The organism is Tenacibaculum retecalamus, assembly GCF_027941755.1.
Lineage (GTDB): Bacteria > Bacteroidota > Bacteroidia > Flavobacteriales > Flavobacteriaceae > Polaribacter > Polaribacter haliotis_B.
Map to the genome: position 1 here is coordinate 2,766,911 of NZ_CP115916.1, position 23,159 is coordinate 2,790,069.

Consider the following 23,159-nt stretch of genomic DNA (forward strand, 5'->3'; position numbering starts at 1 on the left):
ACAATATTTATCTTATTTTTGAGAGGATAAATAACTTCATTTCTTTACTAATGAATACGACAAACAAACTTAAAGCTGCACTTATTCAGGCTAATTTAATTTGGGAAAACCCGATTGAAAATAAAAATTATTTTGAAGAAAAAATAAACAAACTTCCTTTAGATATCGACTTAATTATTTTGCCCGAAATGTTTACCACTGGTTTTACTATGAATGCGCAACATTTAGCTGAAACGATGACTGGTGATACTATTATTTGGATGCAAGATGTAGCTAACAAAAAACAAGCAGCAATTGTTGGTAGTATTATTATTAAAGACCCGTGTTTAGATGCTAATAAAGAATACAATTATTACAATCGATTACTTTTTGTACATCCTTCAGGTAAAATTAATTTTTACGACAAGAAACATTTATTTACACTTGCTAACGAACATAAAACATTCACGCCTGGTAATAAAAATAGTCTAATTGATTATAAAGGATGGAAGATTTGTCCGCTAATTTGTTATGACTTACGCTTTCCTGCTTGGCTAGAAACACTCTTAATTACGATTTACTATTGTATGTAGCTAGTTGGCCTATACCAAGAATTGAAGCTTGGAATGCGCTCTTAAAAGCCCGTGCGATAGAAAATATGAGTTACACAATTGGTGTAAACAGAATTGGTACGGATGCTAACGGTTATGAATACAACGGTAATTCTGCTACATATGACATGTTAGGAAAGTGTTTAGCTAAAAATACAGCAGAAGATGTCTCTTTAATTATTGAATTAGATAAAGAAACGCAACATAAAACTCGTGCTAAGTTTCGGTTTTTAGATGATAAAGACGAATTTACTTTTCAATAAATAACGTCATTGCGAAGAACATATAATAAGGCAGTTTATAAAAAAAAGCTTCATTTTATTCGCAATGACGTTACTCAACTATATTTTTATGATGGAATCATCCATTTAAATTCAAATTTAGTATCAGGAACTACAATACGTTCTGTAATACGATACATTCTGTCTGGTAATTTCATTAAATAATCACGCGCTTTTTCTGCTTCTGGAGTTAAGTTTGTAATCTTATCAATCTCCCAAGTTTCGTTTAATTTTTTAAGAATATCAACATAATCAAAACCAGTGTATACACCTACTCTTTGGGCTACCGTAGAGAAATCATCAAACAAACTTCCTTTTGCACCAAAAGATTCTCTTAAGTGCATTGCAGGCATTACTATTTTGTGTTTCATCATGTATTGAAACGCTAACATCATTTCGCTAGGATCAATTTTAAATATCTGCCTCACAAATTCAGTATATGCTTGGTGATGACGCATTTCATCTCCTGCAATAATTCTTGACATTTTTGCTAACGCTTTATGTCCTTTTTTCTTTGCAATTTTTGCCACATTTAAATGTGAAACGTATGTTGCTAATTCTTGAAAACTGGTATATACAAAGTTTTTATATGGATCGCTTGCTGTACCAATATCAAAACCATCAGTAATTAAATGTTGCGTAGTAATTTCTACTTCACGCATATTTACACGTCCTGAAAGGTATAAATACTTATTTAAAGTATCACCATGACGGTTTTCTTCTGCTGTCCAAGCACGGATCCATTTTGCCCAACCATTATCTGGGTGCTGTGTAATACCGTCTAAATCTAATAACCAAGATTCATACGTTGGTAATGCTTCTTCGGTAATTGTATCGCCCACTAATACCACCCAAAAATCATCATCTAATTCTTTAGATAACTCTCTAATTTCTTCCACTTCTGTAATAAAAGTATCTTTTTGTGAGTTTGGCAAAAAATCGGTTGGTTGCCAAATTTTTTCAGCAGGTATTAAAAACTTGTCTACGAAACTATCGATATTCTTTTCGAGAGTTTTCATTACTTCCTTTCGGATATTTTGTAATGACATAATATATTATTTAGTGTTGTTTGTTAGTATATCGCGTCTTTTATTGTTTTTTCAACAGTAAGCGCTAATTCATTAAACGGTAAACTATCTATCTTTATTGGTTGATGGGTCTTAATTTTTATTGGACTTCCCAATCCTAACGGAAATTTACCATACTTAAAAACTTTCCACGAATTGTTAATTGTTAACGGAACAATATAAGCTTCTGGATTGTATTTAGTTATCATTTTTAGGCCATTTATTGAGAATGACTTTGGTTTACCTGTTCTACTTCTCGTCCCTTCAGGAAAAATAACGGCAGACCATTTGTTTTTATTTATTTTTTTTGAAAAACTAGCCAATTCGGTTAACGCTTGTCTTGCATCTTTTCTATCAATTAAAGCTGCGCCTCCATGTCGTAAATTAAACGATATACTTGGTATACCTTTTGCTAGTTCTTTTTTAGATACAAATTTCGGAAAGTGTTTTCTAAAGTGCCAAATAATAGGTGGTATATCAAAAGTACTTTGGTGGTTCGTTACAAATATTAAACTAGTATTTTCCGGTAGCTCCTGTTCATTTTCAACCTGAACACGAACTCCTAAAATTAATAATGATTTGATTAAAAACCAATTCATAATATCTACTACATGCTGATGTCCATTCTGGCCAAACATTTTTAGCCCCAACCACTGTAAAGGATGAAAGATTACTAGTAGTGAAAAAAACACCAATGCGAATATTGATGATATAATATAACTTAAAAATTTCATTATTATATATTTAATAGTCAACAAAAATAAAAAATCCCGCGAAAGCGGGACTATATTTTCTAATTAAAACCAATTACTCCAAGGAATTCTTGATAAGATTAGTAGTAATGCGATTCCGTAAAAAATTGTAAACGTTTTAAACTTCGTTTCACTCTTTACTTGTTTCTTGTGTTTCGACCATCCTATCGTTATTAATACAATGGCTAAAATCATCATTAATGGATGTTCTAAAGCTAAAAGTCTTACAGGAGCATCTTTCATGTCTCCTAGTCCTTTTTGAAAACCTCCTACGAAATACACTAAGAAACCTAACAATAACTGAATATGAGTTGTTATTAAACTAAATAAACCTAATCGGAATTCTTTATGGGTAAATTCTTTTTTCTGTAGTAAACCGATAACCGCATTTAGTACCGTAAAAATCAATACTGCTACGACAAGGTATGCCCAGTAAGAGTGTAATGTTTTTATCATGATTTGTTCGTTTTTAACTTGGGTAAATGTACTAATTTTTATGCATAAAAAAACCACCTCGATTGAGGTGGTTTTTAGAAATATTATTTATTTCTAAAAAATTAGAAATTAAATTTAAGAGATGCATTCCATGTTCTTCCGTAACCAAAACGTCCTCTGTTATTCGTATTAACTCCATTCCATGAATTAGAAGGGTCATTATCTGGTCTACTCTCTTGTAATCTCTCAATATATAAAGTATCAAATACATTATCTACACCAACTCTAAATTCTAAAGATTTGATATAAGTACCTTTTTTTAATTTAGGCTTAAATGACATACCTATATCTGTTAAATTATAACTAGGTACTTCCACTGGCGCATCAGTAAATTGTCCGTCAGAAAATAATCTATCATAAAAATTCCAGTTAGCATCAACTGTAAATCTTGGTAAAACAGTATAAATAGCTGAAACACCAGCAGTAGTTTGAGCACCACCACCAACTTCGTATCCATCAACATCTACTTCTGAAGTACCTAATAAAGTTCCCACATTATTATACTCTCTTTGAGTACCTGTTCCTTCATATTTCCAATCTCCGTAAGATATGAATCCATTTAATCTTAACCCTGTTAATGGTTTTGTAAATAATTCTAATTCAGCTCCTCTGTGAACTTGCTTAACACCTTGTGTTTTATAAGATCTAAATAATGGAGTATCAAATATCTCTCTGTTAGCACCACTAATCGTTCTGTTATCCCATTGAGTGTTGTAAACATTTAAGTTAGCAGAAACAAATTCACTTTTAAATTGATAACCTAACTCTAATCCTATAATTTCTTGATTATCTACATTAGGAGCAAAGTCATTAGCTTTTCTATCTTGTAAAAACAAATCGTCATGATATGGTTGACGTGAATAATAACCTGCATTAAAAAACACTTTGTTATTTTCATTAAGATCATAAGCAACACCTGCTTTTACATTATACCCTAAGTTAGATAACTTTTTAGACTTTTCAGATACACCAACGTTTTGAGTATACATGAATTCCTCTCTTTGATGATCTTGATTAGATACTGCTCCTTGAAAAAATGCTGATAAAGCATCTTTAGAATACTCTATTTGACCGAAAAGACCATAATATGTAATAACCTCTTCATAATCATAACCTAAACGTTGTCTATGGTCATCATTAGAGTTAAATAATAAACTCCAAGGGTTAACTCCACCATAAGTATCTGTTAAATCATAAGCTTCACCAATATATGTACTATACTCGTCATCCGAAGGATCATCATTTACAGTAACAGAGTTAACTCCGATAAACTCATTTGCACTTCTATAATGAATACCATTATAAGTTCTTACATCAACACCAACATTTAACTTAAAGTTTTCATTCAACTCATTGTTATAATTTGAAACTAATCCAAACCAATTGTGGTTATTATTAGAACCTCTACCATAACCTTCTCCATCATTATTAAGATATGTAGAAACAAAAGCTCCTCTACCCATTGACCCGTATAACACAGAAGATAAAGATGATTTTTCATTAATTGTCAAATCCCATGAAAGGTTAGCTACCGGTTTGTGATAGATATTACGACCTCTTGGATAAACATTTGAGTTTCCTAATGTATTAGGACTATCAACATTATCATAATTATAATCATTAAAGCGAATACCTTTATCTAAAAAATCTTTAATATCTCCTCTACCAGCAGTAGCATGCGATTGTGGCGCTCCTGTTAACATGAAGTTAAATGTATTGTTTTCATTTGGTTGGTAACCTAATGATAAAAAGTATGTTTGACCTGCTCCATGAGTATTATCTACATAACCATCACCTTGCCAGTGACCAAATAAACCTGTAAAAGACCATCCTTTTTCACTAACACCTGTTGAATAAGAAACAGTAGATTTAGTATATCCATTGTTACCTACCATCTGACGAACATAACCACCTTCTTTTTTATCAATCGTTTTTGTTACAATATTTACAGTACCTCCTACAGAAGAAATTGCTAATTTAGAAGACCCTAAACCACGTTGTACTTGTACAGCGTTCGCTACATCCATAACTCCTGCCCAGTTAGACCAATACATTTTACCATCTTCCATACCATTAATTGGTTGTCCGTTTAATAAAAATGCAGTATTTGTTTGATCAAAACCACGTAAATACATTTGCCCTTCACCAAAACCACCACCTTTAACAGCTTGTACTGATGGAGTTGATTTTAAAACTTCTGGTAAATCCCAAGCACCTGCTTTGGCTTGAATTTCAGTTGCTCTAATTGTAGATACAGCAACCGGTGTTTTTCTACCTTCAGCTAAATCAATAACACCTGAACCAACTACAACTATTTCATCTAAAACATTAGATGGCTCTAATTCAATAGTTCCTAATTTAGTTTTTCCTGCTAAATAAGCTACTTCTTTCTTAATGTACCCAATAAAAGATACGATTACAGTTCCTGAATTTAATTTTGCGTCTAGTATAAACTTTCCGTTAAAATCTGTTGCTGCTCCATTTGTAGTTCCTTTTACTACAAGGTTAGCTCCTGGCAATGGTTCACCCATTTCATCAACCACTGTACCAGTAAGTTTTGTTTGCCCTAAAACTGTAGCTGTTACAAAGAACAAAGCTATCAGTAAAACATTTTTAAAATTTTTCATTGTTTAATTTAATTGTTATTAAATGCGGTGCAAAGGTCTTATTTTTCTTCCCTGTTAATATTAACTTAATGTTAAGGTTTTTAACAGTGATTTAACAAAAAAAGAAAAAGCCGCATAAAAAAAACACATTTATTGAGTGATTAATATTTTTTTAGCAAGTTCTTTACCTAATTCAACACCAAATTGATCAAAAGAATAAATATTCCAAATAACACCTTGTGTGAAAATTTTATGCTCATAAGCAGAAATCAACATTCCTAAAGACTTTGGTGTTAGTTTTTTAAAGAGAAGTGAATTACTTGTTCGGTTACCTTTAAAGGATTTATAAGGTAGTAATTGGTTTATTTGAGCTAATTTATCTTCAGTTTTTAACTCTAAATGTATTTCTTCTTTCGTTTTACCATAAGCTAAAGCTTCCATTTGAGCGTAATAATTAGCCATTAATTTTTTATGATGTGCCGTTAATCCATGTAAAGACTCTTCAAAACCAATAAAATCTGTTGGTATTGATTTTGTTCCTTGATGTACTAATTGCATAAAAGCATGTTGCATATCCGTGCCTGCTCCACCCCAAATAATTGTTCCTGTTTGATAATTTATTTCTTTACCATTTCTATCAACACCTTTACCATTACTTTCCATAATCGCCTGCTGTAAGTATGCTGGAAATTTCGTTAAATAGCTACTATATGGTAGAATTGCTTCAGTTTCACATCCAAAAAAGTTATTCGTCCAAACACTTAACAACCCTAATATTACGGGAATATTTTTATCAAAATCAGCTGTTTTAAAATGCTCGTCAACTTCTTCGGCTCCGTTTAATAATTCCTTAAAATTATCATATCCAATAGATAAGCTAATAGACAGGCCTACTGCTGACCACAAGGAAAATCTACCACCTACCCAATTCCACATTGGGAAAATATTTTTTTTATCTATTCCGAAATTAATCGCTTCTTCAATATTAGAGGATACGGCTACAAAATGTTTAGCTACATCAAAAACAATTGCGGATTTTAAAAACCAGTTTCTAATCGTATTTGCATTCGTTATCGTTTCATCTGTTGTAAATGATTTTGAAACTATTACAAATAAAGTCGTTTCAGGATTCAACTTACTTAAGATCTCTGACAAATGATCTCCATCAATATTAGATACAAAGTGTGAGGTTAATTTATTTTTATAAAAACGTAGTCCTTCAGCTACCATACTAGGCTCTAAATCTGATCCTCCTACACCGATATTAACAATATCTGTAATTGGTTTACCAGTAAAGCCCTTCCATTTCCCTGAAATCACCTTATTACTAAAGCTTTTCATTTTTCTTAAAGCAGCTTGTATTTTAGGTTTTACATCTTTTCCATCAACAAGAATAGGTTCGTTTGAATTACTTCTCAAAGCAGTATGCAACACCGCTCTATCTTCAGTTACATTAATTTTATCTCCTGAAAAATATTTATCAATAGCATCTTTTAACTTCGTTTCTTCTGCTAAGGAAATCAGTAAATCAATGGTTTTTTGAGTGATATGGTTTTTCGAATAATCAACTTTTAACTCCTCTAAACAAATAGAAAACCGTTCTTTTCTTTTTTTATCTTCCCGAAAAAGAGTTTTTAATTCATACTCCTTTGCTTCACTATAGTGGTCTGTTAATTTTTTCCACGCTTCGGTTTGAATTGGATTTATGTTTTGTAAAGGCATAATTAATGTGTAGGTAATAGTTCTTTTTCGACTACAGGAATATAAAGAGTGGCCTTTTTAGGTGATTTAATACTATCTAATTGTTTTTTTAATGGCTTTATAAATTCAAAATATGCCGGTTTAATTTTTGGGTCTAAAGGTTCTGCCGAAGGAAGTTTCTCTCGAAAAGGATCAACTTGTTTTCCGTTTTTCCAAAAACGATAACACACATGATTTCCAGAACTGCTACCTGTTGAACCAACCCAACCTATAACATCTCCTTGTTTTACAAAGTCTCCAACCTTTGCTTTCCTTCTCCTCATGTGAAAATATTTCGTGGTAAAAGTACTATTATGCTTCACCGTTACATAATTACCATTACCTCTTTTTCTTGTAGATTCGGTAACTGTTCCACTAGCAGTTGTCATAATTTCCGTTCCATTTTTCGCAGCAAAATCGGTTCCTCTATGAGCTTTAACTCTATAACCATAATGTGCTATTCTTCTTTTTAAATTATATCTTGATGAAATACGGTATTGGAATTTAATTGGTGATTTTAAAAAAGCTCTACGAAGCATATTTCCTTTCTCATCATAAAATTCTGGAATCATTCTAATAGAATCACCTACAAATTTATAAGCATATAAATCTTCACCTCCATGATTAAAAACAGCTGCTTTTACCTCTCCATAACCAACAAAAGTAGTGTCGTTAATAAACTTTTCTTCATAAATTAACTTGAATTTATCTCCTTTTTGAAGGCGGTAAAAATCCAGTGTCCATGCATAAATATCGGCAACAGTATTTGTTAACGTTGGTTTTAAACCTAAACTATCCATCGTAACAGATAAGCTTGAAAAAATTTCTCCAGCAATTTCTTTTTCTATTACTTTAATTTTTTTCTTAACCTTATAGGCTTCAATAATAGAATCTTTAAAATTGATAATTGTTGCATCAACTTTATTGTGTTTATAAATAAATACTTGCGCTTTTTGAAGTGAATCTTTTGAAGTAAGAATTGTATATTTTTTACCTGACCGAACTCGCCTTACATCAAAAGTGTCTTTAATTTTTGTAGCTATTTCATTAATCTTCGGATACATGACGTGGTGCCTATCTAAAATAACTCCAAAACTTTCTCCGCTTTTAATGGTATCATTTACTACCTTATAATTATCTAAATTAAAACCAAAAACATAAACAGGTTTTGGTTTTTCAATCTTTACAGGTGTTTTTACGATCTCTTTTTTTCTTCTTTACATGAATATATAAAACAAAAAACAAGGAGTAAAAGGACTATTTTTTTCAAGAAAAAATTATTTAAAATTGAGTTTACTGGCAAAAATACAAATAAAAACAATGGCTTATTATACTTTAACAATAAGTAAACAACTTATTCTATTTTAATTAAAAATTATTTCAAAAGGGTTTGCCAATCCTTTATAAGATTCTAACTCCGCACGAAGAGACCCCACAGATAAAGAGGCTTTAATTTTTATAGGTATTTTATTATCGTCTGCAGTAATCCAAACAGTTACACTTTCTTTTGCTTTAAAAATTCTTCCTGCCTGTACAAAAGGTCTAAATTTTTGAGTTTTTATTTTACCAAACTTTGTTTTTAGTGTTTCATAACCTAAAAACCGCAATTTAAACGGATTACTTTCTCCATCAACAAACATATTCATTTTTATTTCTTCTCCTTTTTTCATTTTTTTTAAGTCGTGTTTTCTTAAAAAATAGAAGGCAGAAATCATATCCTGTACATTTACCGCTTCAACAGTTTTGTTTTTATTTTTTAGAAAGTCTTGAATGTAGGCGGTGTTTTTCTGTTGATTAAAAGCTATTTGCTTATTTTTTTTATAACCTCCTTCATTAATTTTTCTTTTAAATAAATATGGCTTACCGGTTTCTTTATCAAAATATGATTGGTAATCATCATTTACTTTAAAAAACCACTTAATCATTCCTGTAGTCCACCCTTTAGCTTTAGCATGCAATACTTTTTTACCATTTAATTCTTTCTCTTTTAATGATAAAGTAGCATTACCTGCTTTTAAAAAACCACTGTAACTCATCTTAAATTTTAACCACTCTCCATCTTTAAAAACGGGTGATTTCTCTTGACCAAAAGCAATTGTGGTAAAAAATAATACGGAAATAAAAAAAAGCTGTTTCTTCATAGTATTCAAACTTATGAAAAAAGTAAGACAATTATTGTTCCAAACTAAAAAAAGCTGTTTGATTTTAAAATCAAACAGCTTTTTTTAGTATTATTAATTAAGGTTAAAATGTTCCCCAATTTTTTAATTCCTCTTCGCTCCATAAATATGGAAAGAATATTCTGCGTTGATATTTTGGGTGCATATATTTACGCCAATTACTTCCGCCTGTTGCTTCTAAATCTTTATCGCCACCACCTAAATATTTACCCGCAGCGTTATAATGTGCCATTACCCATTTTACGTTTACAGTATAATCATAATGACGCATTGCTTCGATTAGTTCTTTATTTTGTTGAACTTCTTCTGGCAATTGTTTAAATTTAGTTGACAAATTACAGTCGTTATAATCTTCCATAAAATCGATAAAATCTCCCATATACTTTTTCTCGAAAAGCTGGATTAAGATCGATTTTTCTCCTGTTTTATGATTTTTTCCTGCTGCTTGCCAGTACAAATGCTCAAAAGCATTTTTAAAAGACGAACTTCTATCAATTGTATCTCTGTAACGAGCGTCAATTAAATTAATTAGTTCTGTTGATGCAAATTCAATTTTTCGATACTGAGCACTTTGAAATCCGCTTGCAGGAGCTAATGTGTTTCTAAACTTTAAATACTGCTCTACATCCATTCCGTCTTGCATTACGGTGAATGAATTACATAACATATCAAAATATCTACTAACACGCATTAAATGTTTAGAAAATTTATTTGCAGTTATTAGTTCTTTAGAAAGTGAAATTTGATCTATTTCCCACAAAATCATTTTAAACAACAACTCATTTACTTGATGATACATGATAAAAACCATTTCATCTTTTTCTGTTGTTCTAGGAATTTGCAATCCTAACAAAGCATCGGTTTGAATATAATCCCAATACGTTATAGGTGTGCTATGAAGCAATCCTTCTAACATTGTTTCTAACGGAACACCTAGTTTTTTAGACTTATTTTCTATTGCTTGTAAAAGCTCTTCTTTATTCATTATTATATTTTATATAAACATTCGTATTAAAAATCACCATTTCTATAAATCTTTCGACTTATGAAAATGGTGATTTAATGTTTCTATAATTATTCATTAGGAATTATAAAGTTCCTCTTTTTAATTGTTCTCTTTCGATAGACTCAAATAAGGCTTTAAAGTTTCCTGCTCCAAACCCACGAGCTCCCATTCTTTGAATAATTTCAAAAAATAATGTTGGTCTATCTTCAACTGGTTTTGTAAAAATTTGTAATAAGTATCCTTCTTCATCAGCATCAATCATTATAGATAGTTCTTGTAATTTAGAAATATCTTCTTTCATCATGCTCATGTGCTCTCCTAAACGCTCAGGAATTCCGTCATAATACGCTTGTGGTGGTGGTGGTAAAAACTCAATTCCGTTTGCTTTTAACTGAGATACTGTTTTAATAATATCGTCGGTTGCAACGGCTATATGTTGTACACCTTCACCTTCGTAGAAGTCTAAATATTCTTCTATCTGAGAACGTTTAGCTGCTTTTGCTGGCTCGTTTATAGGAAATTTAATACGCCCATTTCCGTTAGACATTACCTTACTCATTAAGGCTGAATATTCGGTATGAATTTGTTTGTCGTCAAATGATAAAAAGTTAACGAATCCCATAACGTCTTCGTACCATTTTACCCATTTATTCATTTGTCCCCAACCTACATTACCAACCATATGGTCTATGTATTTTAAGCCTGCACTTGGTGGGTTATAATCTGATTTCCATTCTTGAAAACCTGGTAAAAAGGTACCCTTATAGTTTTTACGCTCTACAAACATGTGTACTGTTTCTCCGTAAGTATAAATTCCTGCACGAACTACTTCTCCGTTTTCGTCAGATTCTACAGTTGGTTCCATGTACGATTTTGCACCACGTGAAATTGTTTCTTCATATGCTTTTCTAGCATCTTCTACCCAAAGTGCCACAATTTTCACACCGTCACCATGTTTTACAATATGGTCGTTAATAGGTGATTTACTGTTTAATGGCGTCGTTAAAATTAACTTGATTTTATCTTGAGTTAATACATAACTTACTGAGTCTTTTGATCCTGTTTCTAAGCCTTTATAGGCAAATGATTGAAACCCAAATGCGGTTTTATAAAAGTGTGCAGATTGCTTTGCGTTACCTACATAAAACTCTACATAATCTGTACCTAGTAATGGAAGGAAATCTTGTGCTCCTTCAAATATTTTTTCTAAACCGTAGTTTACTGATTTTATTTCTTTTTTACTCATTGTGTTTATTCTTTTCTAGACCTCACAGGTTTTAAAAACTTGTGAGGTCTTATATTTATAAATTAGCGATTCCTTTGATAAAGCATTATTTATTCAAACAAATTTAGCCCTGATTGAAGCATTTGTTTGAGCTCTTTTTTATTTTTTTCTAAATAAAAAAAGCGAGTGCGAAAAGCAGGAAATAGCTTCTAATGTTTATTTTCTTCTAACCAAGATTTATAATAGTCTTCATCGGCAATTTTCATTGCTTCTTCTGTAACTTGCAATGGTTTAAATGTATCTACCATTACCGCTAATTCTTCTGTTTTTGTATGCCCGATACTTCTTTCTGCTGCTCCTGGGTGGGAATCATGTGGTATTCCTGCTGGGTGTAACGAAATATGACCTTGATCGATATCGTTTCTACTCATAAAATCACCATCTACATAATATAAAACTTCATCAGAATCGATATTACTGTGATTGTATGGCGCTGGAATAGAATCTGGATGATAATCGTACAAACGAGGTACAAAACTACAAATTACAAAGGTGTTTGTTTCGAATGTTTGATGCACTGGTGGCGGTTGATGAATACGACCTGTTATTGGCTCGAAATCGTGAATTGAAAAGGCATACGGAAAATTATATCCATCATAACCTACTACATCAAAAGGATGTGAGGCATAGACCATTTCAATAATTTCGCCTTGCTTTTTTACTTTAATTAAGAAATCTCCTAATTCGTTATACGTTTCTAGTTCTTCTGGTCTTCTTAAATCACGTTCACAAAATGGTGAGTGTTCTAATAATTGACCAAAGTAGTTTCTATAACGTTTTGGTGTGTATACTGGCGAGTATGATTCAACAATAAACAATCTATTGTTTTCATCATCAAAATCTAATTTGTAAATAATTCCACGTGGAATTACTAAATAATCTCCATATTTAAAATCTAAATTACCAAGATGGGTTCTTAATTTTCCTGTTCCTTTATGAATGAAAATTACCTCATCAGCATCGGTATTTTTGTAAAAATAGTCTGTAGTAGATTTTTTTGGTGCTGATAATATGATATTACAATCAGTATTTGTTAAAACTACTTTTCTACTTTCTAGATAATCGTTTTCTGGCTTTACTTGAAATCCACGAAAACGATACGATTGAATATTATTGGCTTTGGCTATTTTTGGCGCAACAGAATATTGTTTGCGAATTTCTTTGACCATTGTAGGCCTGTGTTCGTGATATGAATTGGTAGACATTCCGTCGAAACCAATCGTACCAAACAATTGTTCGTAATACAAACTTCCGTCTTCTTTACGAAATTGTGTATGTCTTTTGGGTGGAATATTTCCTAACTTATGATAAAAAGGCATATTGCTTAATAGTTTAATAAATTAATATAATAATGTAACAAATAAATATTGCTACATTTTAACATTGATAGATTATTCTATTAATTATTCGGGATTCCGTTTTATCAAAAATTTTAAATGTGATAGTAAGTCTAAATACATTGTTAGAACTTTTAGTTGCTTGTTCTACAAATATACAGAAAAGAATGTTAGATTTTTTAACTCTCAGGAGCTAATTCAACCTCTAAACCATCGAGTGCTGGAGTTATTGCTAATTGACAACCTAATCGACTATTATCTTCTACATAAAAAGCTTCCGCTAACATTGCATCTTCATCATCACCCATTTCTGGTAACTCATGGGCAGATTTTATATAACATTGGCAAGAAGCGCACATTGCCATACCACCACAAATACCAATTGTACCCTCTGGCGCTAATTCGTATGAACGTACAACTTCCATTAAATTCATTGCCATATCGGTTGGCGCTTGAATTTCGTGTAAAACACCTTCTCTATCAGTTATTTTTAGGGTGATATCTTGTTCCATATTACAGATTCATTTTTTTACGTAATGTTTTTGCTCGTTTATCTTCCCCATCATGCGTCCAACCCGGTGAGTTGAAAATATAATTCAATTTATCAGAAAATTTACGAGCTCTTTTTACATCTTTTAAAATTGCCGAATATTCGTGTGTTGCTACTTTTATCGGATTATACGTTTCAATATTTACTGTTAAACCGTAAACGGGATGTTCTATATCTTTTAATTCTTCTGAAAAAGTACCAAAAATACGATCCCAAATAATTAAAATCCCTGCATGATTACAATCTAAATAACGAATATTTGATGCGTGATGTACTCTATGGTGCGATGGCGTATTAAAAATATATTCAATTGGTTTTGGTAGTTTATTTATCAATTCGGTATGCACAAAAAACTGATAAATTAAGCTTACAGACATCATTACAAACATCATTAATGGATCGATACCTAATAAAGGAATCCATATCCAAAAGAAAAATTTATGAATACGCTCACCAACTCCTTGGCGTAAAGCGGTGCCTAAATTCATGTGTATTGATGAATGATGCGGTACGTGACCAGCCCAAAATAACCGAACTTCGTGGTTTAAACGATGAAACCAATAGTATGCAAAATCATCTGCAAAAAAAAGTAATATCCACACCCACCATTGTCGCCCTACAATATCTTTTAACGGACTTAACTCGTGTAAATAGAAGAAAACAACGAAAGCTATTACCTTAGGAAAAAACTCAACAATTGCAGAGAAAACCATCATTAAGATTGATATTCCTGTATCTTTTGCATTGTACTTTTCTTTTGATATTTGATACTCTACCAACATCGAAATTAAGAATATTGGCAATGCAAAGTACAAGAGTTTATCTTGTGATAATTGTTCTATGTAATCTATTAACGTCAAAATTTTATCTATTTATAAGCCAGCTAAAGTTAACTAAAATATTATTCTATTTTTTTAACCACTGCTTTCGGAGCTTCTTTTCGTGTACCATCAAAACCGTCTATTCCACCAACAGTGGTATATTTCATTACGTATTTTTTATCTGGAAAAATACGCTGAAAAGCACTTTGACACATTAACGTTGCTTCATGAAAACCACAAAGAATCAACTTTAATTTTCCTGGATACGTGTTTACATCTCCAATGGCATAAATACCAGGAATATTTGTTTGATAATCTAACGCATTATTTACTTTAATAGCATTTTTTTCAATTTCTAATCCCCAATTTGCAATAGGTCCTAATTTTGGCGATAATCCAAAAAGCGGAATAAAATGATCACACTTTAAAATATACTCTTCTTGATCTTTTGGTGCTATTAAAACACCTTCAACTTTATTTTCACCAACAATTCCTTTAACCTCAGCAGGTGTAACTAAATTAATTTTACCTGCATCTTTTAATTCTTGTACTTTATCAACAGAATCTAAGGCTCCACGAAACTCATTTCTGCGGTGTACTAAAGTTACCGATTTAGCTACATCTGTTAAGAAAATAGACCAATCTAAAGCTGAATCTCCACCTCCTGCAATAACCACATCTTTATCTCGGTAAAGCTCTGGCTCTTTAATCATGTATTCAACTCCCTTATCTTCATAATCTGCAATACTAGGAATTGGTGGTTTACGTGGCTCAAAACTTCCTAAACCACCTGCTATTGCTACAATTGGAGCTTTATGTTTTGTTCCTTTATTGGTGCTTACTATAAAACTACCATCTTCTTGTTTTTCGATTGTCTCAGCGCGTTCTCCTAAGGTAAATCCTGGTTCAAATTGTTTAATTTGTTCCATTAATTTATCGGTTAAATCGCCTGCTAAAATCTCTGGATACGCTGGTATATCGTAAATAGGTTTTTTAGGATAAATTTCTGAACATTGCCCTCCTTGTTGTGGTAATGCATCAATTAAATGACAACGTAATTTTAATAATCCTGCTTCAAATACGGTGAACAATCCTGTTGGACCTGCTCCTATAATTAGTATATCTGTTTGTATCATTTTAATGACAAGAATTTTCTTTTTTATACTGATATTCCTGTCTTTAAAAAAAAGACAGGAATATATGCGTTAGTGATTGAGCGGTTTGTTTAAGCTCTTTTTAAAAATATTTTTCTATTTTTAAAAAAGCGAGTAGCGAAAGCGCGCTCGAACGCCCAAAAATAATAAGTTTACAGTTATTAAAACCTGATAAAAATCAAGTTTTAAGCTACGTTAATTACTTCTTCTATTGATGGAACATATTTTTTTATGGTTGCTTCAACGCCGTTTTTTAACGTCATTTGATTTACTGTACAGCCACTACAAGCTCCTTCTAACTGAACTTTTACTTTATTATTTTCGATAGATAATAACTTAATGTTTCCACCGTCACTTATTAAAAAAGGACGAATTTCTTCTAAAGCTTTTTCTACGTTATCTTTTATTTCTGTTGCTGTCATAATTTTTTAACTATTTAGTACTACAACCGCTCATTGTAGTAATACGAACTACTTCGGTAGCTGGCAAATTAGCATTTCTTTTTAATAATTGAGAAACCATTTCTTTGGTTACCTCTGTAAATGCTTTTTGTAAAGGAGTGTTTTCTTGTAATGCCACTGGGTGACCTACATCACCTGCTTCACGAATACTTTGCACTAATGGTATTTCACCTAAGAAACTAGTTTCGATATCTTCCGCTAAATTTTTAGCACCTCCTTTACCAAAAATGTAATATTTATTTTCTGGCAATTCTTCTGGTGTAAAATACGCCATGTTTTCTACGATACCTAATACTGGTACATTAATACTTTCTTGTTTAAACATTGCAACACCTTTTTTAGCATCAGCTAAAGCAATGTTTTGCGGTGTACTTACCACTACGGCTCCGTTAATTGGAACTGCTTGTACGATTGATAAATGCACATCTCCTGTTCCTGGAGGTAAATCGATTAATAAGAAATCTAATTCTCCCCAATCTGCATCAAAAATTAATTGATTTAATGCTTTTGAAGCCATTGGTCCACGCCAAATTACTGCTTGATTAGGATCTGTAAAGAAACCTAGTGATAATAATTTTACGCCGTAATTTTCAACAGGTTTCATTTTAGAACGCCCGTCTACCTTTACCGCTAAAGGCTTTTCTTTTTCAACATCAAACATTATGTGTTGAGATGGCTCATAAACATCAGCATCTAAAACACCTACTTTAAAGCCCATTTTAGCTAAAGATACTGCCATGTTAGAGGTAATTGTAGATTTACCTACACCTCCTTTACCTGACGCTATTGCAATAATATTTTGGATATTAGGAATTGATTTTCCTTTTATTTCATTCGGATTTTCTTTCTCCTTAACCTCAACTTTTACATTCACCTTTACATCGATTGCTTTATCAACATTTTCGTGAATAGCTTTGGTAATTTCTACTTCTGCCTTCTTTTTAGCTTGTAAAGATGGGTTTGAAATTGTTACATCAACAATTACTTCGTTACCAAAAGTAACGATGTTTTTTATGTTTTCGTTTTCAACTAAACTCTTACCTTCTCCTGGTGCAGTAATAGTTTCTAACGCTTTGTATATATCTTGTTTTTTAAAACTCATTAGAGTGTTTAATTAAATTAATTAATACCTAACTGCAAAGATACGTTTTAGACGTCAGAAAATAAAGGGAGTTAGATTGTGATTATTTATGAAGTGATAATTCTATTTTATGACATATTTTAATCAGAAAAACGAATATAATACGCATTCATTTACACGCTAAAGTTCTTCTTCAGGCAGAAGTTCGCTTATCGGATTCCAAAAAACGGTTTCGAAATTTTGGATTTGATTTTCAATTACAACAATTCCTTCATTTTCTAAAAGTTGCTGCATTAAATTAGTTCCGTCAAAATGTTGTTTTCCTGTAAGCAACCCAATTCTATTTACAACTCTGTGCGCAGGTACATCTTGCAGGCCTGATTTATTCATTGCCCAACCAACCATTCTTGCAGATTTTGCAGCACCTAAATAAGTTGCGATAGCTCCGTAGCTTGTTACTCTTCCGTATGGAATTAGCTTTGCTACCTTGTAAACTCTTTCGAAAAAATTTTGATTTTTACTCACCGAGTAAAATTAGTAATTTAATTTAAAACGAATATAAGTAATTGGTTTCCCTACCTCTAAATACTGTTTTTCGTAGAAAGTTTGGGTAGAAGTTACTTCTTCTGGAGCTCCTTCATTTGTATATACATTATGATTGGCGTGTATAATTTCATGCCCTTCACCATGTATTAAACCTAACGTATAACCGTGCATAAATTCGCTATCGGTTTTTAGGTTCATAATTCCGTCTTCTTTTAAAATATGGTGATACTTTTTTAAGAATACTGAATTGGTCATTCTATGCTTTGTACGTTGGAATTTTATTTGTGGATCTGGGAATGTTATCCAAATTTCATCAACTTCATTTTCGGCAAAAATATAATCTACCAATTCTATTTGTGTTCTAATAAAGGCAACATTTTGCATGTCGTTTTCTATTGCGGTTTTTGCACCACGCCAAAAACGAGCTCCTTTAATATCAATACCAATAAAATTTTTATTTGGATTTTTCTCTGCCAAAGCAATCGTATACTCTCCCTTACCACAACCCAGCTCTAAAACAATAGGGTTGTCGTTTTTAAAAAAAGTACGCCATTTTCCTTTTAAAGAAAAATCACCAACCACTTCTTCTCTTGTAGGCTGAAGTACGTTAGCAAACGTTTCATTTTCTTTGAAACGTTTTAATTTATTTTTGCTTCCCAATGTGTATCTAAATTAAGCTTAATCCTCAGTTCCTTCTTTTAAGAAAGTTGCCGATTGCCACATCCAGTACCCAAATAAAACGATTAACACCAATACAAATAGCCAGTTTACAGCATTTGATGTCCACCATCCATAATCTCCTTTAGCAACTTCTAGTCGCAACCATTTGAATGGAATTAAAATGTACTCAAATAATTCTCCAATTAATCTAAAAATATTTAATCCTAACATAACTTGATTATCTTTACGTTTGCAAAAGTATAAAAAGAAAGTATGTTAGCCAATTTTTTCGGTAAATCAAAACCTGTTAATTTCATAGTGCTATTCGCACTGTTTTTAAGCTACTTTTTTATCAGCTCTCTTTCTAAAGAATTATCTTTTAATATCTTTAAAGAATTGCTTGGCTTTGCGGTTATTTTTGCTGTTTTCAATTTTATTATTGCAAAAAATCAATTGACTTTCGATAATTCTTTTGCCTTTTTATTTTTTGTAATACTTATTGGATTTTTCACTGATGTTATTGCTATTAATAAAACATTTTACGCCTGCTTAACAGTATTGCTTTTTTTGCGTAAAGTATATAGTTTACAATCATCAAAAAATGCTTTTCATAAATTATTTGATGGTGGTTTATGGCTTGGTATTTCTTTTTTAATTGAACCTTATACCGCACTATTTGGGGTGTTGCTTTATGTTTCAATTTATTTACACCACCACTTTACGTATCAAACATTATTAATTCCTGTAATTGGCTTTGGAAGTGTTATTTTCTTGTTTTTTACGTATTGTTTTTGGTATGATAAAATAGCTGATTTCTACCTTCTTTTTGATTGGAACTTCGCCTACAACACAGAATTATATTTAAATATTAACTATATACTACCAATTATATTCATGGCTATTTTTGTCTTTTTTTCAATTATATTAAAAAGCCCAAAAGCATTAGCTGTTTTGAATACATTTAGGAAAAACTGGATTTTAGTGGTAATTCATTTTGTTATTTCAGTGTTTATTGTGCTCTTAATAAATGATAAAACTGGAAGTGAATTGTTATTCTTATTTTTTCCTACAGCAATAATATTAGCAAATGGCTTAGAGTTATTTCAAAAAAAATGGATTTCTGATGCCATATTATTTTTACTATTGATTGGTTCGGTGCTAATAAAACTTATATAACATTACATTTTGGATCCGTAAGCCAAATCACCTGCATCACCTAAACCAGGAACAATATATCCTTTATCATTTAACCCTTCATCAATATCAGCAATCCATAAATCAGTATTTTCTGGAAAAAATCCTTTGATATATTTAACCCCTTCTGCGGAACCTATAACTGATACTATTTCGATTTTTTTTGGTGTTCCATATTTCTTAATTGCTTCATAAACGGCCACTAAAGATCTACCTGTAGCCAACATAGGATCAACTAATAATAACGTTTTACCATCTATTGAAGGCGATGCAAAATACTCAACAACAATTTCAAATTCTTCATCGTTATTCGGATGGTGACGATATGCCGATATAAAAGCATTTTCTGCATCATCAAAATAATTTAACAATCCGTTATGCAAAGGTAATCCTGCTCTAAGAATTGAACATAAAATTACATCTTTAACCGGAGTTTCAATAGCTTTTACTCCTAAAGGTGTTTTAATATCTTTGTTTTTAAAAGATAATTTTTTACTTAATTCATATCCTAAAACCTCGCCAATTCGTTCAATATTTCTACGAAAACGCATCGAATCTTTTTGAACAGCTACATTTCTTATTTCTGCTAAAAATTTATTTAAAATAGATTTTTCCTTAGCTAGGTGGTGAATTTTCATAAGTGTCTTTTTTTATACTACAAAGAAACAGAAAATATTTAGCCTTTAATAAATTTCTTTAAAGAGACTATCAATTTATCACTGTCTTCAACATGACTCATATGACCACTAGAAAGTTCTTGTAAAGGGGTATTTGTTCGTTTTGACTCGTCTATAATCGATTGATAACTTACTATCGGATCGTGAATTCCTGCAATAATCAATCGTTTATCAATAGTTTGTAAAACAGCTTCTTTATTTTCTCTTAACTGCATTCCTTTTGTTGCTGCAATATAACCTTGAACGCTAGTTTTTAAAGCTGCTGCTTTTATTTGCACTATTTCTTTCGGGAATTTTGCTCGTGCTTTAGTTGTAAATAAATTTGAAATAGACATCTTTACTAAATTATCATAATTAGTTTGTGCCATTTCACAGGCTCTTAAACGCAGTTTTTTTCGTTCTTCAGAATCTGCTTGTGCTGTTGAATTTAACAAACACAAACCTTTTATGTTTTCTAAATGTTTTTCTGCAAACGCTAAGGAAACGTATCCACCCATTGAATGGCCAATCATATAAAATTTTCTTAGTCGAAGTGAATTAAGTACTTCTTTTACCGCTTCACTCATTTCGGTCATCGAATGTACATAACCAATGCAAGCGGTATTTCCATGCCCTAATAAATCAATACAAATCACACGATTTTTTTTAGACAATTCTTCAGTGATTTCTTTCCACATTGTCGAATTCTCTAAAAAACCATGTAACAACACCACAGCACTTCCTTTTCCTACGTCTGAATATGCTATTTTACTATTTTTATAAGTGATAACCTTTTGCATATTGCAAAAATATGTATCTTTCGCTAGTATTTTTTGTAAAAGCATGCTAACATCACCTTTTTCTTTACTATCAACAAAAGCAGAAAAAAACCTTACTTTTTTTCTTGCTATTGCTACCACTAGTATATTATTTAGCATGTTAAACATCGATTATTATTTAATAAATGATGTTTGTAAAAACGGAATATTATCTTTCGAACTAGCGAAAGACATGCAAGTATCAGAAGCTATTTTAAACTCTTGGAATACACAAGCAAAAATTAATGCAGGGATTAGTTTGGGATTAGACTTTTTATTTCTGATGATTTACCCACCATTGATAGCCTTGTTAATTCACAAACTTAATAAAATACTTTGGACAGGGAAACCGGTTTATCAAGTGGGACTTATCTTACTGTTTTCACAATTTTTTACGGCTATTTTTGATGCTATCGAAAATATCTGTTTGATACAATTGTTATTGGGTAGCACAAATAAACTATGGCCTTAGCCGCCTACTATTTTGCTTTTATGAAATTTACTCTAATTTCGATTGCGCTTATATACCTAGCTATAAATTTTATCCTTCTTATCATTAAAAACACCACCAACACAAATGAATAAAACAAAAGATATATGTATTACTGGTTTTGCCTTGTTTTCTATGTTTTTTGGCGCTGGAAATTTAATTCTACCGCCTTTTTTAGGTAAAAATGCTGGAGATTTATGGAGTTGGGTAACAATTGGTTTTTTTATTACCGCTGTATTCATACCTATTTTAGGAATTTTAGCACACGCAAAATTACAAGGAACTTTATATGATTTTGGTAAAAAAGTATCGCCCCTTTTTAGTACTGTTTATTGCCTTATCATATACACAATTTCAATTGCTTTACCAGCACCAAGAACAGCTTCGGTTACCCACGAAATGGCTATTGCACCTTATTTTAATGTTAACTCATTAATAACAAGTAGTATTTATTTTGGATTGGTTTTTATTTTTGTAATCAATAGATCGAAAATATTAAATTTACTAGGAAAATTTCTAACCCCATTAATTATCTTAATTCTACTAGCAATTATTTTTATTGGAATATTCTCTACTCCTGGAACAATGATTCCGTCTACCATTAAAACACCTTTCATTAGCGGGTTATTAGAAGGATATCAAACCTTTGATGCTATTGGAGCTATTGTTGTTGGTGGTATTTTAGTCGTTTCGTTAAATTTTAATAAAAAAACTTCTTTTAAAGTTAAAAAAGACCTGATTACCAAAGCAGGATTTATCGCAGGATTAGGGCTTTTAATTATTTACGCAGGACTTATTTACAACGGTGCATTGTTCAACTCAGTTTTTAACAATGAAGCCACTCGGTCAGAAGTTTTAACTACCTTAAGTACTCAAACTCTTGGTAATATTGGTACCACTTTTTTAAGTCTGTTAGTTAGCTTAGCATGCTTTACAACAGCCGTAGGTATTATTACAGGAACAGCAGATTATATAAAAGGCATTACAAATAATTTGCGAGAAACCTACATAACAACAGCTATTATTGGTTGTGTATTAGGTGTTATAGTTGGGCAGTTTGATGTACGTGATATTATAAACATTGCCTTACCTGTATTAATGTTTATCTACCCGATTACCATCGTTTTAATTATTTTAAATGTTATTCCTAACAAATACGCTTCTGCGCTAGTTTTTAAAGTAGTTGTTATAACTACATTTATTTTTAGCATTCCAGATTTTTTAGAATTTTTTATTGATAAAAATTATTTAACCGAAATTAAGAATCTAATTCCCTTAGCAAATCAGCATTTAGGATGGGTATTACCCGCAGTTATAGTTTATATTTTAACGAATATGTTAGCATCAAAAAAGCTTGCATAATGCAAGCTTTTGAAATATTTTATGTTG

General features: G+C 31.5%; 25 protein-coding genes. 5 read left to right on the forward strand and 20 right to left on the reverse strand.

The window, feature by feature from the left end; all coding sequences use genetic code 11:
* Nucleotides 1-50: 50 nt before the first annotated feature.
* Both PG912_RS13030 and PG912_RS13735 read left to right on the forward strand, forming a co-directional pair.
* Nucleotides 51-572: a nitrilase-related carbon-nitrogen hydrolase gene (locus PG912_RS13030; protein ID WP_333780664.1), complete on the forward strand. Its 522-nt coding sequence runs from the start codon at nucleotides 51-53 to the stop codon at nucleotides 570-572.
* The gene (locus tag PG912_RS13735; RefSeq protein WP_333780665.1) at nucleotides 530-853 is read left to right on the forward strand and encodes a nitrilase-related carbon-nitrogen hydrolase; all 324 of its coding nucleotides are present in this window, start codon (nucleotides 530-532) and stop codon (nucleotides 851-853) included. Before PG912_RS13030 ends, PG912_RS13735 begins: the two co-directional genes overlap by 43 nt.
* 86 nt (nucleotides 854-939) lie before the next feature.
* Here PG912_RS13735 and PG912_RS13035 read toward each other — a convergent pair whose 3' ends face one another.
* From PG912_RS13035 to PG912_RS13120, 18 genes are all read right to left on the reverse strand, one after another.
* Nucleotides 940-1,920 (reverse strand): acyl-ACP desaturase, encoded by a 981-nt coding sequence (locus PG912_RS13035; RefSeq protein ID WP_260587230.1) that lies wholly within the window; start codon nucleotides 1,918-1,920, stop codon nucleotides 940-942.
* Nucleotides 1,921-1,943: 23 nt separating this feature from the next.
* Nucleotides 1,944-2,672: a lysophospholipid acyltransferase family protein gene (locus tag PG912_RS13040; protein ID WP_260587231.1), complete on the reverse strand. Its 729-nt coding sequence runs from the start codon at nucleotides 2,670-2,672 to the stop codon at nucleotides 1,944-1,946.
* 63 nt (nucleotides 2,673-2,735) lie between these two features.
* Entirely contained in the window at nucleotides 2,736-3,146 is a 411-nt protein-coding gene (locus PG912_RS13045; protein ID WP_275687885.1) for a hypothetical protein, read from the reverse strand.
* Between the two features lie 101 nt (nucleotides 3,147-3,247).
* On the reverse strand, nucleotides 3,248-5,812 hold the full coding sequence (locus tag PG912_RS13050; RefSeq protein WP_275687886.1) for a TonB-dependent receptor: 2,565 nt from the start codon (nucleotides 5,810-5,812) through the stop codon (nucleotides 3,248-3,250).
* A gap of 129 nt (nucleotides 5,813-5,941) precedes the next feature.
* Entirely contained in the window at nucleotides 5,942-7,513 is a 1,572-nt protein-coding gene (gene pgi / locus PG912_RS13055) for a glucose-6-phosphate isomerase (RefSeq protein ID WP_275687887.1), read from the reverse strand.
* Between the two features lie 2 nt (nucleotides 7,514-7,515).
* Nucleotides 7,516-8,595 carry a peptidoglycan DD-metalloendopeptidase family protein gene (locus PG912_RS13060; protein WP_275687888.1) on the reverse strand — a complete coding sequence of 360 codons (1,080 nt, stop codon included), beginning with the start codon at nucleotides 8,593-8,595 and terminating at the stop codon, nucleotides 7,516-7,518.
* A 300-nt stretch (nucleotides 8,596-8,895) separates the two neighbouring features.
* Nucleotides 8,896-9,672 carry a DUF3108 domain-containing protein gene (locus PG912_RS13065; protein ID WP_275687889.1) on the reverse strand — a complete coding sequence of 259 codons (777 nt, stop codon included), beginning with the start codon at nucleotides 9,670-9,672 and terminating at the stop codon, nucleotides 8,896-8,898.
* A gap of 103 nt (nucleotides 9,673-9,775) precedes the next feature.
* On the reverse strand, nucleotides 9,776-10,696 hold the full coding sequence (locus PG912_RS13070; RefSeq protein ID WP_275687890.1) for a tryptophan 2,3-dioxygenase family protein: 921 nt from the start codon (nucleotides 10,694-10,696) through the stop codon (nucleotides 9,776-9,778).
* A 103-nt stretch (nucleotides 10,697-10,799) separates the two neighbouring features.
* A complete protein-coding gene (gene hppD / locus PG912_RS13075) occupies nucleotides 10,800-11,963 on the reverse strand; it encodes a 4-hydroxyphenylpyruvate dioxygenase (RefSeq protein ID WP_275687891.1) in 1,164 nt (387 codons plus the stop codon).
* A 188-nt stretch (nucleotides 11,964-12,151) separates the two neighbouring features.
* On the reverse strand, nucleotides 12,152-13,321 hold the full coding sequence (locus PG912_RS13080; RefSeq protein ID WP_275687892.1) for a homogentisate 1,2-dioxygenase: 1,170 nt from the start codon (nucleotides 13,319-13,321) through the stop codon (nucleotides 12,152-12,154).
* A gap of 197 nt (nucleotides 13,322-13,518) precedes the next feature.
* Nucleotides 13,519-13,851 (reverse strand): 2Fe-2S iron-sulfur cluster-binding family protein, encoded by a 333-nt coding sequence (locus tag PG912_RS13085; protein WP_218771728.1) that lies wholly within the window; start codon nucleotides 13,849-13,851, stop codon nucleotides 13,519-13,521.
* Nucleotide 13,852: 1 nt separating this feature from the next.
* The gene (locus PG912_RS13090) at nucleotides 13,853-14,749 is read right to left on the reverse strand and encodes a sterol desaturase family protein (RefSeq protein WP_275687893.1); all 897 of its coding nucleotides are present in this window, start codon (nucleotides 14,747-14,749) and stop codon (nucleotides 13,853-13,855) included.
* Between the two features lie 41 nt (nucleotides 14,750-14,790).
* Nucleotides 14,791-15,846 (reverse strand): NAD(P)/FAD-dependent oxidoreductase, encoded by a 1,056-nt coding sequence (locus tag PG912_RS13095; protein ID WP_275687894.1) that lies wholly within the window; start codon nucleotides 15,844-15,846, stop codon nucleotides 14,791-14,793.
* A gap of 203 nt (nucleotides 15,847-16,049) precedes the next feature.
* Nucleotides 16,050-16,286, reverse strand: coding sequence for a NifU family protein (locus PG912_RS13100; protein WP_218771730.1), 237 nt, complete (start codon nucleotides 16,284-16,286; stop codon nucleotides 16,050-16,052).
* A gap of 10 nt (nucleotides 16,287-16,296) precedes the next feature.
* On the reverse strand, nucleotides 16,297-17,427 hold the full coding sequence (locus tag PG912_RS13105; protein ID WP_275687895.1) for an Mrp/NBP35 family ATP-binding protein: 1,131 nt from the start codon (nucleotides 17,425-17,427) through the stop codon (nucleotides 16,297-16,299).
* 159 nt (nucleotides 17,428-17,586) lie between these two features.
* Nucleotides 17,587-17,931 carry an MGMT family protein gene (locus tag PG912_RS13110; protein WP_260587244.1) on the reverse strand — a complete coding sequence of 115 codons (345 nt, stop codon included), beginning with the start codon at nucleotides 17,929-17,931 and terminating at the stop codon, nucleotides 17,587-17,589.
* Between the two features lie 9 nt (nucleotides 17,932-17,940).
* Nucleotides 17,941-18,612 (reverse strand): tRNA (guanosine(46)-N7)-methyltransferase TrmB, encoded by a 672-nt coding sequence (gene trmB / locus PG912_RS13115; RefSeq protein ID WP_275687896.1) that lies wholly within the window; start codon nucleotides 18,610-18,612, stop codon nucleotides 17,941-17,943.
* A gap of 18 nt (nucleotides 18,613-18,630) precedes the next feature.
* Nucleotides 18,631-18,843 (reverse strand): DUF6341 family protein, encoded by a 213-nt coding sequence (locus PG912_RS13120; protein WP_260587246.1) that lies wholly within the window; start codon nucleotides 18,841-18,843, stop codon nucleotides 18,631-18,633.
* 42 nt (nucleotides 18,844-18,885) lie between these two features.
* Here PG912_RS13120 and PG912_RS13125 point away from each other — a divergent pair, with 42 nt between their 5' ends.
* Nucleotides 18,886-19,788: a DUF6427 family protein gene (locus PG912_RS13125; RefSeq protein ID WP_275687897.1), complete on the forward strand. Its 903-nt coding sequence runs from the start codon at nucleotides 18,886-18,888 to the stop codon at nucleotides 19,786-19,788.
* Nucleotides 19,789-19,790: 2 nt separating this feature from the next.
* Here PG912_RS13125 and upp read toward each other — a convergent pair whose 3' ends face one another.
* Together upp and PG912_RS13135 are read right to left on the reverse strand one after the other, a co-directional pair.
* Complete coding sequence (gene upp / locus PG912_RS13130) at nucleotides 19,791-20,444, reverse strand: uracil phosphoribosyltransferase (RefSeq protein WP_275687898.1); 654 nt, start codon at nucleotides 20,442-20,444, stop codon at nucleotides 19,791-19,793.
* 38 nt (nucleotides 20,445-20,482) lie between these two features.
* Nucleotides 20,483-21,400: an alpha/beta fold hydrolase gene (locus PG912_RS13135; RefSeq protein ID WP_333780666.1), complete on the reverse strand. Its 918-nt coding sequence runs from the start codon at nucleotides 21,398-21,400 to the stop codon at nucleotides 20,483-20,485.
* On the opposite strand from PG912_RS13135, the gene PG912_RS13140 reads away from it, so the two are divergent.
* Together PG912_RS13140 and brnQ are read left to right on the forward strand one after the other, a co-directional pair.
* Complete coding sequence (locus tag PG912_RS13140) at nucleotides 21,399-21,752, forward strand: hypothetical protein (RefSeq protein ID WP_275687899.1); 354 nt, start codon at nucleotides 21,399-21,401, stop codon at nucleotides 21,750-21,752. The two genes, PG912_RS13135 and PG912_RS13140, sit on opposite strands and share 2 nt — an antisense overlap.
* Before the next feature lie 105 nt (nucleotides 21,753-21,857).
* Nucleotides 21,858-23,132 carry a branched-chain amino acid transport system II carrier protein gene (brnQ, locus tag PG912_RS13145; protein ID WP_260587251.1) on the forward strand — a complete coding sequence of 425 codons (1,275 nt, stop codon included), beginning with the start codon at nucleotides 21,858-21,860 and terminating at the stop codon, nucleotides 23,130-23,132.
* The last annotated feature ends 27 nt before the right edge of the window (nucleotides 23,133-23,159 follow it).